Origin of the sequence: Roseococcus sp. SYP-B2431 (genome assembly GCF_004336745.1) — a bacterium.
Taxonomy (GTDB): domain Bacteria; phylum Pseudomonadota; class Alphaproteobacteria; order Acetobacterales; family Acetobacteraceae; genus Roseococcus.
Genome location: NZ_SJXD01000027.1, coordinates 47,684 through 62,288 on the forward strand (window position 1 = coordinate 47,684; position 14,605 = coordinate 62,288).

Annotated in this window: 11 protein-coding genes; 7 read left to right on the forward strand and 4 right to left on the reverse strand. The window is 70.4% G+C overall.

The genetic code is table 11. The annotated features are described in order from the left end of the window. Positions 1-25 precede the first annotated feature (25 nt). Together mfd and EJV46_RS16725 are read right to left on the reverse strand one after the other, a co-directional pair. Positions 26-3,472 carry a transcription-repair coupling factor gene (gene mfd / locus EJV46_RS16720; RefSeq protein WP_131549849.1) on the reverse strand — a complete coding sequence of 1,149 codons (3,447 nt, stop codon included), beginning with the start codon at positions 3,470-3,472 and terminating at the stop codon, positions 26-28. Continuing rightward, complete coding sequence (locus EJV46_RS16725) at positions 3,469-3,786, reverse strand: succinate dehydrogenase assembly factor 2 (RefSeq protein ID WP_240782606.1); 318 nt, start codon at positions 3,784-3,786, stop codon at positions 3,469-3,471. Before EJV46_RS16725 ends, mfd begins: the two co-directional genes overlap by 4 nt. A gap of 19 nt (positions 3,787-3,805) precedes the next feature. On the opposite strand from EJV46_RS16725, the gene recG reads away from it, so the two are divergent. The 7 genes from recG to EJV46_RS16760 all read left to right on the forward strand — a co-directional run bounded on the left by recG (position 3,806) and on the right by EJV46_RS16760 (position 12,042). Then, complete coding sequence (gene recG / locus EJV46_RS16730) at positions 3,806-5,884, forward strand: ATP-dependent DNA helicase RecG (RefSeq protein ID WP_131549851.1); 2,079 nt, start codon at positions 3,806-3,808, stop codon at positions 5,882-5,884. Positions 5,885-5,949: 65 nt separating this feature from the next. Further along, the gene (locus EJV46_RS16735; protein WP_131549852.1) at positions 5,950-6,675 is read left to right on the forward strand and encodes an ABC transporter ATP-binding protein; all 726 of its coding nucleotides are present in this window, start codon (positions 5,950-5,952) and stop codon (positions 6,673-6,675) included. Then, entirely contained in the window at positions 6,672-7,403 is a 732-nt protein-coding gene (locus tag EJV46_RS16740) for an ABC transporter permease subunit (RefSeq protein ID WP_131549853.1), read from the forward strand. Before EJV46_RS16735 ends, EJV46_RS16740 begins: the two co-directional genes overlap by 4 nt. Positions 7,404-7,407: 4 nt before the next feature. Then, positions 7,408-9,327, forward strand: a complete 1,920-nt coding sequence (locus EJV46_RS16745; RefSeq protein WP_131549854.1) for a Gldg family protein — start codon at positions 7,408-7,410, stop codon at positions 9,325-9,327. After that, positions 9,324-10,379 (forward strand): DUF4340 domain-containing protein, encoded by a 1,056-nt coding sequence (locus EJV46_RS16750; protein WP_240782607.1) that lies wholly within the window; start codon positions 9,324-9,326, stop codon positions 10,377-10,379. The genes EJV46_RS16745 and EJV46_RS16750 overlap by 4 nt, the downstream gene beginning before the upstream one ends. Positions 10,380-10,566: 187 nt before the next feature. Continuing rightward, the gene (locus tag EJV46_RS16755; RefSeq protein WP_240782608.1) at positions 10,567-11,025 is read left to right on the forward strand and encodes an NUDIX hydrolase; all 459 of its coding nucleotides are present in this window, start codon (positions 10,567-10,569) and stop codon (positions 11,023-11,025) included. A 24-nt stretch (positions 11,026-11,049) separates the two neighbouring features. Next, positions 11,050-12,042, forward strand: a complete 993-nt coding sequence (locus tag EJV46_RS16760) for a tripartite tricarboxylate transporter substrate binding protein (protein WP_131549855.1) — start codon at positions 11,050-11,052, stop codon at positions 12,040-12,042. Between the two features lie 301 nt (positions 12,043-12,343). Here EJV46_RS16760 and panC read toward each other — a convergent pair whose 3' ends face one another. Both panC and EJV46_RS16770 read right to left on the reverse strand, forming a co-directional pair. After that, the gene (gene panC / locus EJV46_RS16765; RefSeq protein ID WP_131549856.1) at positions 12,344-13,180 is read right to left on the reverse strand and encodes a pantoate--beta-alanine ligase; all 837 of its coding nucleotides are present in this window, start codon (positions 13,178-13,180) and stop codon (positions 12,344-12,346) included. 3 nt (positions 13,181-13,183) lie between these two features. Beyond that, positions 13,184-14,602: a M20 family metallopeptidase gene (locus EJV46_RS16770; RefSeq protein WP_131549857.1), complete on the reverse strand. Its 1,419-nt coding sequence runs from the start codon at positions 14,600-14,602 to the stop codon at positions 13,184-13,186. Positions 14,603-14,605 lie beyond the last annotated feature (3 nt).

The window sequence follows — 14,605 nt, forward strand, 5'->3', positions numbered from 1 at the left end:
GGCCCCGGGCCCTGGCCCCGGACGATCAGGCCGCCTGGGCCTGCATCGCCACTTCCAGAAGCTTCGCCACCAGCCCGCGCGCGGCCTTCACGCGCGCCTCGAAGGGCAGCTCGCGCAGCAGCGCCAGCTTGTGGTCGGGGCGCAGCGAGACGAGGCCCTTTTGGCTCGCGACCCAGGCCACCAGCCCCGCCGGATTGGCGAAGCGGTTCTTGTGGAAGGCGATCACCACGCCCTTGGGCCCGGCATCCACCTTCTCCACCCCCGCCGCGCGGCATTGCAGCTTGAGCGCGACCACCTGGAGCAGGTTCTCGGTCTCGACCGGGATGGGGCCGAAGCGATCGGCCAGCTCGGCCGCGATCGCCTCCACCTCGGCATCCGTCACCAGCGCGCCGATGCGCCGGTAAAGGCCGAGCCGCACCGGCAGCTCCGCCACGTAGCTCTCGGGGATCAGCACCGGTAGGCCGAGATTGATCTGCGGGGTGAAGCTGCCCTCCGCCTCGCGATGCTTGCGCGAGCCGGCGCGGAGATCGGCCACGGCCTCCTCCAGCATCTCCTGGTAGAGCTCGATGCCCACCTCGCGGATCTGGCCCGACTGCTCCTCGCCCAGCAGGTTGCCCGCACCGCGGATGTCGAGGTCGTGGCTCGCCAGGGTGAAGCCGGCGCCGAGGTTGTCCAGCGTCTGCATCACCTCCAGCCGCTTCTGCGCCGTGGGCGAGAGGCGATGATGCGGCGGCCAGGTCAGATAGGCATAGCCGCGCTGCTTGCCGCGCCCCACGCGCCCGCGCAGCTGGTAGAGCTGTCCCAGGCCGAACATGTCGGCCCGGTGAATGAACAGCGTGTTCACGGCCGGCATGTCGAGCCCGCTCTCGACGATATTGGTCGCCAGCAGGATGTCGTACTTGCCGTCGCCGAACTCGGTCATGACCTGCTCGAGTTCGGTGGGCGCGAGGCGGCCATGGGCCTGGACCACGCGCGCCTCGGGCGCGATCTCGACCAGCCGCTCGGCCATGCGCTGCATGTCCTCGATGCGCGGCACCACGCAGAAGATCTGGCCGCCGCGGAAGCGCTCGCGCTGGACGGCCTCGCGCAGGACGAGGCTGTCCCAGGGCATGATGAAGGTGCGGACGGCCAGGCGGTCCACCGGCGGGGTCGCGATCACGCTCATCTCGCGCACGCCGGAGAGCGCCATCTGCAAGGTGCGCGGGATGGGCGTGGCGGTGAGCGTCAGCACATGGACGCCGGCCTGGAGATCCTTCAGGCGTTCCTTGTGCTTCACGCCGAAATGCTGCTCCTCGTCCACGATGACCAGGCCGAGATCGGCGAACTGGATCGTCTTGCCCAGCAGCGCATGGGTGCCGACCACGATGTCGATCGAGCCATCGGCGAGGCCGGCCTTCACGGCGGCCGCCTCCTTGCCGGTCACCATGCGCGAGAGCTGCGCCACCTTCACCGGCATTCCGGCGAAGCGCGCGGTGAAGGTGCGGTGATGCTGGCGCGCGAGCAGCGTCGTGGGCACGACCACGGCCACCTGCACCCCGGCCATGGCGACGGTGAAGGCGGCGCGCAGCGCGACCTCGGTCTTGCCGAAGCCCACGTCGCCGCAGATGAGCCGGTCCATCGGCTTGCCGGCCGCGAGATCCTCCAGCACGTCGGCGATGGCGCGCGACTGGTCGTCGGTCTCGACATAGGGGAAGCGCGAGCAGAACTCGTCCCAGGTTCCCTCGGGCGGCGCCATGATCGGCGCCTCCCGCGTCTGACGCTCGGCCGCGATGCGGATGAGGGCCGAGGCCATGTCGGCGATGCGCTGCTTGGCCTTGGACTTGCGCGCCTGCCAGGAGGCGCCGCCGAGCTTGTCCAGCGCGACGCCCGCCGTCTCGCTGCCGAAGCGCGAGAGGATCTCGATGTTCTCGACGGGGACGAAAAGCTTGTCGCCGCCGTCATAGATCATCCGCAGGCAGTCGTGCGGCGCGCCGCTCACCTCGAGGGTGGCGAGGCCGTCATAGCGCCCGATGCCGTGATCCTGATGGACCAGCAGGTCGCCCACCTCGATCTGGGTGGCGTCAGCGATGAACTGGTCGGCGCGCTTCTTGCGGCGCGGCGGGCGGGCGATGCGCTCGCCCAGCAGGTCCTGCTCGGCGGTGATGGAAAGGTGCTCGGCGGTGAAGCCGCGCTCCAGCCCGAGGATGCCGACGCCGACCGTGCCGGGCGTCAGCTTCTGGAAGGCGTAGAAATCCTCCACCGGCTCGGCGGCGACGCGGTTCTCGCGCAGCAGCGTGACCAGCCGCTCGCGCGAGCCGCGCGTCCAGGCGGCGAGCATGGGCTGCCGGCCCCGCCCGCGCTCGGTCTCGGCATGGGCGCCGAAGGCGGAGAAGAGGTTCTCGCCCGCTTGGCGGATCTCGGTGAAGAGGCGCCCGGCACGGCCGCCGGCATCGTACCCCGCCGCGCCCTCGGGCTTGTGGAAGGGCGAGAAATTCAGGCGCTTGCCGCCGGCCAGCATGCCGTCCCATCCGGCCTGGTCCAGGTAGAGCAGCCTGGGCGGCGCCGGGCGGTAAGGCACCTCGCCCTCGCTGATCCGGGCCGGGATGCGGCGGGCCTCGTAATGGTCCTCGATCATCTCGAGACGCGCGGCCAGCGCGTCCTGCGCCTGCGCGTCCAGGCTCACCGAGGCGCCCGGCAGGTAGTCGAGCAGGGTTTCCATATGGTCGTGGAAGAGCCCGGCCCAGTGCTCCATGCCCGGATGCCGCCGCCCCGCGCTGATCGAGACGTAGAGCGGGTCCTCGGCGGCCGCATTGCCGAAGAGCTCGCGGTACTGCGCCCGGAAGCCCTCGATCGAGGGCGGGTCGAGGAAGACCTCCCCCACGGGGCGCAGGGTCAGCCGCTCCAGCGCGGCGCCGCTGCGCTGCGTGCCGGTGTCGAGCCGCCGGATGCTCTCGATCTCGTCTCCGAAGAGGTCGAGCCGCATGGGCTCGCTCTCGCCGGAGGGGAAGAGGTCCAGGATGCCGCCGCGCACGGCGTATTCCCCCGGCTCCATGACGGTGCCGGTGCGGTTGTAGCCGTTGGAGTCGAGGAAACGCGCGATGTCGTCGATCTCGGCGCGCCCGCCCTTGCGCAGCAGCAGCGCCGAGCCCTGGAAGGCCGTGCGGGGCGGCACCTTCTGCACCAGGGCGTTCACCGTGGTCAGCACGATGCGCGGCCTGGTCGGCTTGTCGGTCAGCTCGGCGAGGGTGGCGACGCGCTCGGCCACGAGTTCCGGGTTGGGCGAAACGCGGTCATAGGGCAGGCAGTCCCAGGCCGGCAGGCGCAGGATCTCGGCCTCGGGCATGAAGAAGCCGAGCGCGTCGGCGAGGCGCGCCATGCGGGCATCGTCGCGGCAGACATGGAGAACCGGCTCCTGGCTCTCGGCCCGGCGCTGACGGATGAGAAGGGCGTCATAGCCCTCAGGAGCGCCGTAGACGTCGAGGCCTGGGCTCATCGGATCTCGTCCGGCATGCCGGAGCCGGGCTCGCCCGCGGCACTTATGATGCGGTCCAGCAACGGTCCCCTCGCCTCCTCCGGCACCGGGCGGCGGCCGGAGAGCCAGTCAGTCAGGTCCACGTCCGGCATCTCCAGGATGCGTTCGAGCTCGGCCAGTTCCGGCCCGGAGAAGTCCGCGATGTTCCGGCGCACGAAGCCGCCGAGCATCAGGTCGCACTCCTTGGTGCCGCGATGCAGCGCGCGGAACAGCATGCGCCGCTGGCGGGGCGGGAGGGTCTCGGCGTCCCCAGGGGCTTCGTCAGGAATCGTCACGGGTGGCATATAGGCCCGCGTGAGCCAGACTGTCAGCCTCTCGGGACTGTTCGAACCCCTTGATTCCCTTCCCGGCGTCGGTCCCAAGCGGGCCCTGCTGCTGGAAAGGGCCTGCGGCGGCGCGCGCGTGCTGGACCTGCTCTTCCACCTGCCCGACCGCGTGGCCGAGCGCCGGCGGATCGCGCATCCCTCCGAGGCGGCGCCGGAGGTCGATTCGGTCCTGCGCGTGACGCCGATCTCCTTCCGCTCCGCGATGAGCCGGGCGGCGCGCCGCTACATCGAGGTGCGAACGCAGGAGGAGGTCACGCTGCGCTTCATGCAGTCGAACCTCGGCTGGATCGAGCGCCTGCTGCCCCGCGGCGAGGCCCGCTACATCTCCGGCCGCATCCGGCCCGAGGGGGAGGCCTGGTCCTGCATCAGCCCGGACGTGGCGGCGGAGGAGGAAGCCCTGCCGCTGCTGGAGGCAGTCTGGACCCTCACCGAAGGCCTGGCGCGCGGCCATATGGCGCCGGCCATGAAGGCCGCGCTGGCCCGCCTGCCCGATCTCCCGGAATGGCACGACGGCCCCCTGATGGCGCGCGAGCAATGGCCGGCCTTCGCCGAGGCCCTGCGCGCGCTGCACGCGCCCGCGGCCCGCGCGACGGAAAAGCCCTGGGAGCGGCTGGCCTATGACGAGATCCTGGCGGGCCAGATCGCCCTCGGCCTGCTGCGACGCCGCCGCCGCGACGCGCCCGGCCGCTCGCTGACCGGCGATGGCAGCCTGCGGCGGCAGGCCCTGGCCGCCTTCGGCTTCCCGCCCACCGCCGACCAGGCCCGGACCCTGGTCGAGATCGAGGCCGACCTCGCCGCGCCCCATCGCATGCTGCGCCTGCTCCAGGGCGATGTCGGCTCGGGCAAGACGCTGGTGGCGGTGCTCGCCATGCTCCAGGCCGTGGAGGCCGGGGCCCAGGCGGCGCTCATGGCGCCCACCGAAATCCTCGCCCGCCAGCACGCCCGCACGCTGGAGAAGTTGTGCCCGGTGCCGGTGGCGCTGCTGGCCGGCAGCGTGAAGGGCGCCGAGCGCCGTCGCGTCCTGGCCGGCTTCGCGGACGGCTCCATCCCCATCGCCATCGGCACCCACGCCCTCTTCCAGGAGGCGGTCGAGTTCCGCGACCTCGGCCTCGCCGTGGTGGACGAGCAGCACCGCTTCGGCGTGGCCCAGCGGCTGGAGCTCTCCCGCAAGGGCGAGCAGGTGGACATGCTGGTCATGACCGCCACCCCCATCCCGCGCACGCTCCAGCTCACCCAATGGGGCGAGATGCAGGTGAGCCGCATCTCGCAGAAGCCGGCGGGCCGGCAGCCCATCGCCACCCGCATCGCCAGCGGCGCCCGGCTGGAGGAGATCACCGCCCGGATGGCGGCGGCCATCGACCGCGGCGAGCGCGCCTATTGGGTGGTCCGCGCCATCACGGGCGGCGATCACGACGACAGCATCGCGGCCGAGACCCGTTTCGCCGAGCTGTCGGAGCGCTTCCCGGGCAAGGTCGGCCTCGCCCATGGGGAGCTGGACGTGGAGCTGCGCGAGGCCGCGCTGTCCGACTTCGCCGCGGGCCGGACGCAGATCCTGGTGGCGACCACCGTCATCGAGGTCGGCGTGGACGTGCCGGAGGCCACCATCATCCTGATCGAGCAGGCCGAGCGCTTCGGCCTTTCGGCGCTCCACCAGCTCCGGGGCCGGGTCGGGCGCGGCAAGAAGCCCTCCTCCTGCCTGCTGGTGCATTCGGAGCAGCTCTCGGAGAAGGAAAAGGAGCGCCTTCTCATCCTGCGCGACACGGAGGACGGCTTCGTCATCGCCGAGGAGGATTTGCGCCTGCGCGGCGGCGGCGAGGCGCTGGGCACCCGCCAGGCCGGCCAGGTCCAGTTCCGCCTGGGCCTGCGCGGCGAGGAGGACTCGGCGGCCGAACGCCGCCAGCACGACCTGATCGAGATGGGCGCGCAGGATGCGGAAGTCCTCCTCCAGCGCGACCCGGACCTCACCTCCCCGCGCGGAATGGCGGCCCGCAGCCTGCTCCACCTCTTCGACAAGGCCGACGCCGTGGCCATCCTGGCCGCCGGATGAGCCCGACGATGACTTGAAACCCGCGCCCCCTGGGTTAAACCGGCGGACGGATTGGGAGATCTGGATTGACCGCACTCATCGAGATCGAGGGGCTGACGAAGCGATTCGGCAGCTTCACCGCCGTGGACCATGTCAGCTTCTCGGTGGCCCGAGGCGAGGTGGTGGGCTTCCTCGGCCCCAACGGCGCCGGAAAGTCGACCACCATGCGCATGCTGGCCGGCTTCATGCCGCCGACCGACGGCACCGCCCGCATCTGCGGCCACGACATCGTGGACAGCCCGGTCCCGGCCAAGCGGGAGCTCGGCTTCCTGCCGGAAGGCGCGCCCACCTATCCCGAGATGTCGGTGATCGACTTTCTCGCCTTCTGCGCCCGCATCCGCGGCTTCCGCGGCGCCGAGAAGGACGACCGGGTCGCCACTGCCATGACCCGGACGCAGCTGGAGGGCGTGCGGCTCCAGCCGATCGAGACCTTGTCCAAGGGCTTCAAGCGCCGCGTCGGCCTCGCCCAGGCGCTGCTGCACTCGCCCCCCGTGCTGGTGCTGGACGAGCCGACCGACGGCCTCGACCCCAACCAGAAGCACGAGGTGCGCGAGCTGATCCGCGAGATGGCGCCGGACAAGGCCATCATCATCTCGACCCATATCCTCGAGGAGGTGGCCGCCGTCTGCACCCGGGCCATCGTCATCGCCCGCGGCAGGGTCCTGGCCGATTCCACCCCCGCCGCGCTGGTGGCGGACGGCCGGAGCATGGACGACGTCTTCCGGTCCCTGACGCTGGGAGAAGCGGCATGAAGGCTGCCATGATCGTCGCGCGGCGCGAATTCGCCGCCTATTTCGCGACGCCCGTCGCCACCGTCTTCATCGTGATCTTCCTGGTCCTGACCGGTGCGCTGACCTTCACCCTCGGCGGCTTCTTCACGCGCGGCCAGGCGGACCTGATCCCCTTCTTCAGCTTCGTCCCCTGGCTCTTCCTCTTCCTGGTGCCCGCGCTGACCATGCGGCTCTGGGCCGAGGAGCGGCGGCTGGGCACCATCGAGCTGCTGCTGACCCTGCCCATCACCCCCGGCCAGGCCGTGGTCGGAAAGTTCCTGGCCGCCTGGGCCTTCTGCGCCGTGGCCCTGGCCCTGACCTTCCCGCTCTGGATCACCATCAACGTCCTGGGCCAGCCGGACAATGGCGTGGTGCTGACCGGCTATCTGGGCTGCCTGCTGGTGGCCGGCGCCTATCTCGCGATCGGCACCGCCATCTCGGCCCTGACGCGCAACCAGGTGATCGCCTTCGTCCTCGCCGTCGCCGCCTGCTTCCTCTTCGCGGCCGCGGGCTCGCCCGTGGTGACCGAGTTCCTCTCGGCCAACCTGCCCGTGATGGCGGATGTGGCGCGCGGCCTCTCGGTCAACGAGCGCTTCGCCGGCTTCACCCGCGGCGTGATCTCGGCGCGCGACTTCATCTTCTTCGCCAGCTTCATCGCCTTCTGGCTCTTCCTGAATGCGGTGATCCTCGAACACAAGAAGGCGGATTGATCCCATGCGGAACCGTCGCCTCGCCTATTCGACCCTCGGCGTATTGCTGGCCCTGGCGCTCGCCGTCGGCGTGAACCTGCTGGCCGACCGGACGCTCTTCGCCGCCCGCGTCGACCTCACGCAGCAGCGCCTCTACACGCTCTCGCCCGGCACGCGGCAGGTGCTGTCCGGCCTGCAGGACCCCATCACCTTCCGGCTCTTCTACTCGCGCAAGCTGGGCAGCGAGGTCCCGCAATACGGCACCTATGCCGAGCGCGTGCGCGAGATGCTGCGCGAATACGTCGCGGCCTCGGGCGGCAGGATCCGGCTGGAGTTCTTCGACCCCGAGCCCTTCTCCGACGTCGAGGACCGCGCCATGGCCCTCGGCCTGCAGGGCGTGCCCGTCGATCAGGGCGGCGAGAAGGTCTATTTCGGCCTCGCGGCCTCGAACCTGACGGATGAGGAGCGCAACATCCCCTTCTTCCAGTCGGACCGCGAGCGCTTCCTGGAGGCCGACCTCACCCGCCTGGTCTTCGAGCTCTCGAACCCGACGCGCCCGGTCATCGGCGTCATGTCGCCGCTGCCGCTGAACGGCGATCCGCGCGCCATGATGATGCGCCAGCCGCAGCTCGCCCAGCCCCAGGTGATCCTCCGCCAGCTGCGGGAAAGCTTCACCGTCCAGGACGTCGCGATGGACGTCCAGGTGATCCCGGCCGAGGTGCAGATCCTGCTGCTCGCCCATCCGCAGGGCCTGTCCGACGCGGCGCAATACGCCGTCGATCAGTTCGTCATGCGCGGCGGCAAGCTGTTCCTGATGGTGGACCCGCACAGCGAGATGCAGGCCACGCGCCCCGCCCCCGGCGGCCGCCCGCCGACGGACACCGCCTCCTCGCTGCCGCGGCTGCTGAACGCCTGGGGCGTCGAGGCGCCCTCCGACCAGGTGGTGCTCGACCTGCGTGGCGCCTGGCGCGTCCGGGCTGGTCCGCAGGACCGCGTCCAGGCCGTGGACTACATCGCCTGGTTCAACCTCCAGGGCGACAGCGTCAACCGCACCGAGATCGCGACCGCGCAGATCGAGCAGGTGACGGTGGCCTCCGCGGGCTTCCTCAGCGCCCGCGAGGGGTCGGGAATCGAGTTCATCCCGCTGCTGACCAGCTCGGCGCAATCCATGCTGGTGGATGCGGCCAAGGTGCGGACCGAGCCCTCGCCCACCCGCATCCTCGCCGACTTCCGCGCCGACGGGCACCGCCGGGTCATCGCCGCCCGCATCCGCGGCAACCTGCGCAGCGCCTTCCCCGAGGGGCCGCCGCCCGTCGCCGAGGGCCAGGAGCGCCCGGCCGACTTCCCCGCGCATCGCGCGGCGACCGAAGGCCCGGCCAATCTCGTCGTCGCCAACGACGCGGACATCCTGGAGGACCGCTTCTGGGTCCGCGTGCAGGATTTCTTCGGCCAGCAGGTGGCCTCGCCCTTCTCGGGCAATGGCAGCTTCGTCTCCAACCTGGCCGACACGCTGGCCGGCTCCGACGCCATGATCAGCCTGCGCTCGCGCGGCGAGGGCCAGCGGCCCTTCGAGCTGGTGGACAATATCCGCCGCCAGGCCGACGCGCAGTTCCGCCAGTCCGAGCAGCAGCTGACCGAGCGCCTGACCGCCACCGAGCGGCGCCTGCGCGAGCTGCGGCAGGGCACCGGGGGCGAGGGCGCCCGCAACACCAACCAGACGGTCATCACCCCCGAGCAGCGCGCCGAGATCGACCGCGCCCGTGAGGAGATCGCGGCCACACGCCGCCAGCTGCGCGGCGTGCAGCTGGAGCTCCGGCGCGACATCGAGACGCTGGAATTCTGGCTTCGCGTCTTCAACATCGCCTTCGTCCCGATCCTGCTCACCCTCTTCGCGGTCACCCTCGCCGTGGTGAGGAGCCGCCGCCGCGCGGCGGCCCGCGCATGATCGGGCGCCGTGGACTGCTGCTGCTGGGCGGGGCGGCCATCGCCACCCTCGGCGCCGCCTATCTCATCGAGCCGCAGAACGAGGCCGAGGGCGTCTTCGTCCCCGGCACCCTCGCCTTCCCGGGCCTCGCGCCCCGGCTGGCGGAGGCCCGCAGGATCGAGCTCACCCGCCATGGCCAGGCCACCACGCTCGCCCGCGACGGCGACCGCTGGCGCATCGAGCAGGCCGGCGGCTACCCGGCCCGCGGCGAGCGCGTCCGCGAGCTGCTGACCGGCCTCACCGAGCTGCGCCTCGTCGAGGAGCGCACCTCCGACCCCGCGCGCCAGGCGGAGATCGGCGTGGACGACCCGCAGCGCGAGGGCAGCACCGCCGCAAAGCTTCGCGTGCTGGACGGCCAGGGCGGCGTGATCGCCGAGCTGATCCTCGGCCGCCGCCGCGTCCGCACCCAGGGCGACGTGCCGGAATCCATCTATGTGCGCCGCCCGTCCGAGCCGAAGTCTTGGCTCGCCGAGGGGCGGATGATCACCGATGCCGACCCGCAGCTCTGGATCAACCGCGACATCGCGGCGCTGGCGCCCGACCGCCTGCGCCGCGCCGAGATCGCCCGCTCCGGCGAGAGCCCGCTGGTGCTGGCCCGTGCCGGCGAGGTGGACGCGCCGCTGGAGATCGTGACGCCGGAGGATCACCCGGTCGCGGACCGCACCTCGCTCGACGAGGTCGCCCGCAGCTTCGACATGCTCACCTTCCTCGAGGTGCGCCGCGCCGCCGAGGCGCCCGGCGAGGCGCTCGGCGAGACGCGCTTCGCCTATACCGACGGCCTCACCATCACCGCCTGGCCGCAGCGCGACGGGCAGGTGCTCTGGGTGAAGCTGCGCGCCGAAGGCGACAGCGACGAGGCCCGCGCGCTCCAGGCGCGGTGGGACGGCTGGGCCTATCAGCTCGGCATCTGGAAGGAGAAGGCGATGATCCCCAGTCTCGCGGACCTCCTGCCCCCGGCGCCGCCCCAGACCGACCCGGACGTCGATCCGGCGGCGCCCGCCGCGCCCAGGTGAACGGCCGAGCGACCTGATGCGCGGCCGATTCACGCTGCGGCGCCACGCGCCTTCGCGATCGGACGAAGCGGCGTGATGCGCGGCCGATTCACGCTGCGGCGCCACGCGCCTTCGCGATCGGACGAAGCGGCGTGATGCGCGGCCGATTCACGCTCCGGCGCTGCGCGCCTTCGCGATCGGACGCGGGATGAGCGACGACCGCGAATATCCCAACCGCCCCTGGGTGGGCATCGGCGTGGTGCTCTTCCGGGGCGACGAGGTGCTGCTGGTCCAGCGCGGCAAGCCGCCGCGCGTCGGCTCCTGGTCGCTGCCCGGCGGCGCGCAGCATCTCGGCGAGACCACCCAGGCGGCCGCGCGCCGCGAGTTGCTGGAGGAGACGGGGCTGCAGGCGGGCCCTCTCCACCTCGCCGACGTGATCGATGCCGTGACCTTCGATGCCCGCGGCAAGCCCCGCTATCACTACACCATCATCGACTATTGCGCGCATTGGCATGCGGGCCAGGCCACCCCGGGCGACGACGTGGCAGCCGTTGCCTGGGCGGGACCGCAGCAGCTGGCTGCCTATCGATTGACCAAAGCGGCGCTGGACGTCATCGCGCTCTCGCGCGTGAGGCTTGCGGAGGCCGCCCGCCAGGTTGCAACATGACTGTATCATAAGGGAGATACGGCGATGGTGTTGCGACGCAGCATGCTTCTTGGGGCATCCGCACTTCCCCTGGCCTTCGCCGCGCCTTCCCTCCGCGCCCAGGGCCGCCCCGTCCGGCTCGTGGTGCCCTTCCCGCCCGGCGGCGCGGTGGACCTGCTGGGGCGCATCATGGCCGAGAAGCTGGCCGGCCCGCTCGGCGCGCCCGTCGTCATCGAGAACCGCGGCGGCGCGGGCGGGATGATCGGCGCCGACTTCCTTGCCAAGGGCGACCGGGACGGCACGATGATCGGGCTTCTGGGCGTCACCATCCTCTGCGCCTTCCCCTTCATGACGAGCCGGCTGCCCTTCAACCCGCGTACCGACTTCGCCCCCGTCTCGCAGATCACCGACGGCGCGCTGATGTGCGTGGTGAACGCCGAGAATGCGCGGCGCAACGGCTGGACCGATTTCCGCAAGCTGGTGGAGTGGAGCCGCGCCCATCCCGACCAGGTGAAGATGGGGAGCAGCGGCACCGGGACCTCGAGCCACATCAATATCGAGGCGATAAACGCGGCGGCCAATGCGAAGATCCTGCACGTGCCCTATCGCGGCGGCGGGCCGGCCATCACGGATACGCTGGCGGGCACGATCGACATGATGTTCGACGTGATGCCGGCGCTGATGCCGCATGTGCGGAGCGGGAAGTTTCTGGCGCTGGCCGTGAGCTCGCGCGAGCGGCTGTCGATCCTGCCGGACGTGCCGGGGATGGGCGACTTCGCCGATCTCGGGCTGGGCCAGCACAATGTCGTGACCTGGAACGCGGTGATGGCGCCGGGCGGGACGCCGGCCGAGCATCTGAACCGGCTGAACGCGGCGATCCGGACGATCGCGGGGCAGGCGGATTTTGTCGAGAAGCTGAAGCCGCTGGGCTACGGGACGGTGGTGAGCGAGACGCCGGCGGCGATGAATGCGCTGGTCGAGGCGGAGACGCCGGCTTGGCAGAGGTTGGTGCAGGTTTCGGGGGCTAGGTTGGAGTGATTACCTGCCCAACCGGTATTTCTTCGTCCTCATTAGCCACACGTTGTAGATAGTATAATTTTGGCTTTAAATCACCATAATCGTCTGCAATGTAGGTGACGATCACATCGCTGATAATTTCGCGCCTATCGAATAATTTCGTCGCGTCAATGTACGGCACCACGTGCAGAGGTCGACGAGATGAAGAAACATCTTCAATCGTGGCCGCCCACTTTTCGTTTTTATCGAGATTGTACTGGATCGAGATCAGGAGTCAATCAACAGCCACTTTCAATAAGTCAGCAAACTTTTTCTGCCCGTTTTATATTACCAGATTATCGATTAGTCTGACCTGCCCCAACCAAGCTGCCCCCAAAGCTCGAGCTGGTCCGATCCTTTTCTCCATCTGGGAAAAATCAAGCTCGCTCCGCAGCGCCACATAGTCCACCTGCCGGAACCCAGCCTCCCGCAGCCGTGTCTCCGCCTCCCCACAAGCCTCCGTCGCGGTCGCCCCCGCCTTCAGCCGCTCGGCCGCATGCGTCAGCACGCGGTACAACTCCACCGCCTTCTGCCGCGCTTCCGCATCCAGGTACGCATTCCGCGAGGACAGCGCCAAGCCGTCCGCCGCCCGCACCGTCGGCACCGTCTCGATCGCGATCGGGATCGCCAGGTCCTCCACCACGCGGCGGATCACCATCACCTGCTGCCAGTCCTTCTCGCCGAAGACCGCCACATCCGCCCGGCTCAGCCCGAAGAGCCGCGAGCAGACCAGCGCCACCCCCGAGAACATCTGCGGCCGGTGCGTCCCCTCCAGCCCCTCGGCCGGGCCGGACATGACGATGCGCGTCGCGAAGCCCGGCGGGTACATCACCTCCACCGGGGGCGCGAAGAGCAGGTCGCACCCCGCCCCCTCCAGCTTCGCGATGTCGCCTTCCTCGTCGCGCGGATAGCGGCCGAGATCCTCATGCGGCGCGAATTGCGTGGGGTTCACGAAGATGGTCGCGACCACCCGCTGCGCCAGCTCCCGCCCGCGCGCGACGAGGGCCAGGTGGCCCTCGTGCAGGTAGCCCATGGTCGGCACGAGCGCGACGCGCTCGCCGGCCGCGCGCCAGGCGGAAACGGCGGCCGCGAGTGCGGCCGCGTCACGAACGATCCGCATGGCTCAGATGGCGAGCGACATGCCGATCGGCGGCGTGGCGTCTTCCGGCAGCGGGCACTGGTAGGGCCCGCCCGCGCGCGCCGCGTGGTCGGCCTTGGCCGCCTCGATGATCGCGGGGTTGGCCAGCGCATCCACCGCCGTGCCGGCCATCACCTTGGCGACATGCACCATGCCCTTATGGGCGTGCGGCAGCTTGCCCTGCGCCGTCGCCTGCCAGGAATGCAGCGGCGTGCCGATGGCATGCGTGGCGCCGCGCGCCTGCACCGTAGGCACCTTCCAGGAAACGTCGCCCACATCGGTGCTGCCCACCATCGGCGCGCGCTTGGAATCCAGCGGCACGATGGCGTCGGTCAGCGCGGACTCGATGACCGGCATGCCCATCTTGCGGAAGGCCGACGAAACGTCCTCGGCCGAGAGCGTCGCCTGGAATTTTTTCGCGGCCTCGCGGTCGGCGGCATCGAAGGGCGGCGGGCCCAGCCGGTCGAGATTGTCCTGCATCAGCTTCTCGAGCGGGTCGTTGCCGAGCAGGTTGGAGACGGCGGAGATCACCTGCGTCGTCACCGTCGTGCCGGTCATCAGCGCCGCACCGTCGGCGATCTTGCGCACCCGCTCGACCAGCGGCTTCAGCGTGGCGACGTCCGAGGCGCGGATCAGGTAGCGCACCTTGGCCTTGGCCTGCACCACATTGGGCGCCACGCCGCCGGCATCGAGATAGGCGTAGTGGATGCGGCTCTCGGACGGAACGTGCTCGCGCAGGTAGTTCACGCCGACCGACATCAGTTCGACCGCATCCAGCGCGCTACGCCCGAGATGGGGAGACGCGGCTGCGTGGCTGGCGCGGCCGTGGAAGGTGAAGTCGATGCGCGTATTGGCGAGGCTGACGGGCTCGTTCACGCCGGCGAAGGAGGCCGGATGCCAGGAGATGGCGATGTCGACGTCATCGAAATAGCCGGCGCGCGCGAGAAAACCTTTCGCGGCGCCGCCTTCCTCGGCCGGGCAGCCGTAGTAGCGCACACGGCCCTTGATCCCGTTGGCGGCGAGATAATCCTTCACCGCCGTGGCGGCGAGCAGCGAGGCCGCGCCCAGCAGGTTGTGGCCGCAGGCATGGCCGTTCCCGTCGCCGGGGACGGGCGTGTGCTCGGCGACGCCCGCCTCGTTGGAGAGGCCGGGCAGCGCGTCGAACTCGCCCAGGATGGCGATGATCGGGCCGTCCTCGCCCGCCTCGCCCATCATGGCGGTGGGGATGCCCGCGAGGTTTTCCGTCACGCGGAAGCCCTCGGCATTCAGGTAGGCCGTGTGCTCGGCGGCGGAGCGGGTCTCGGCATAGGCCAGCTCGGGCATGCCCCAGACGCGGTCGGAGAGCTCGATGGCCGCATCCTGCTTGGCCTCGACGTGGCGCCAGACGGGTTCGCTGTTCTGCATTTT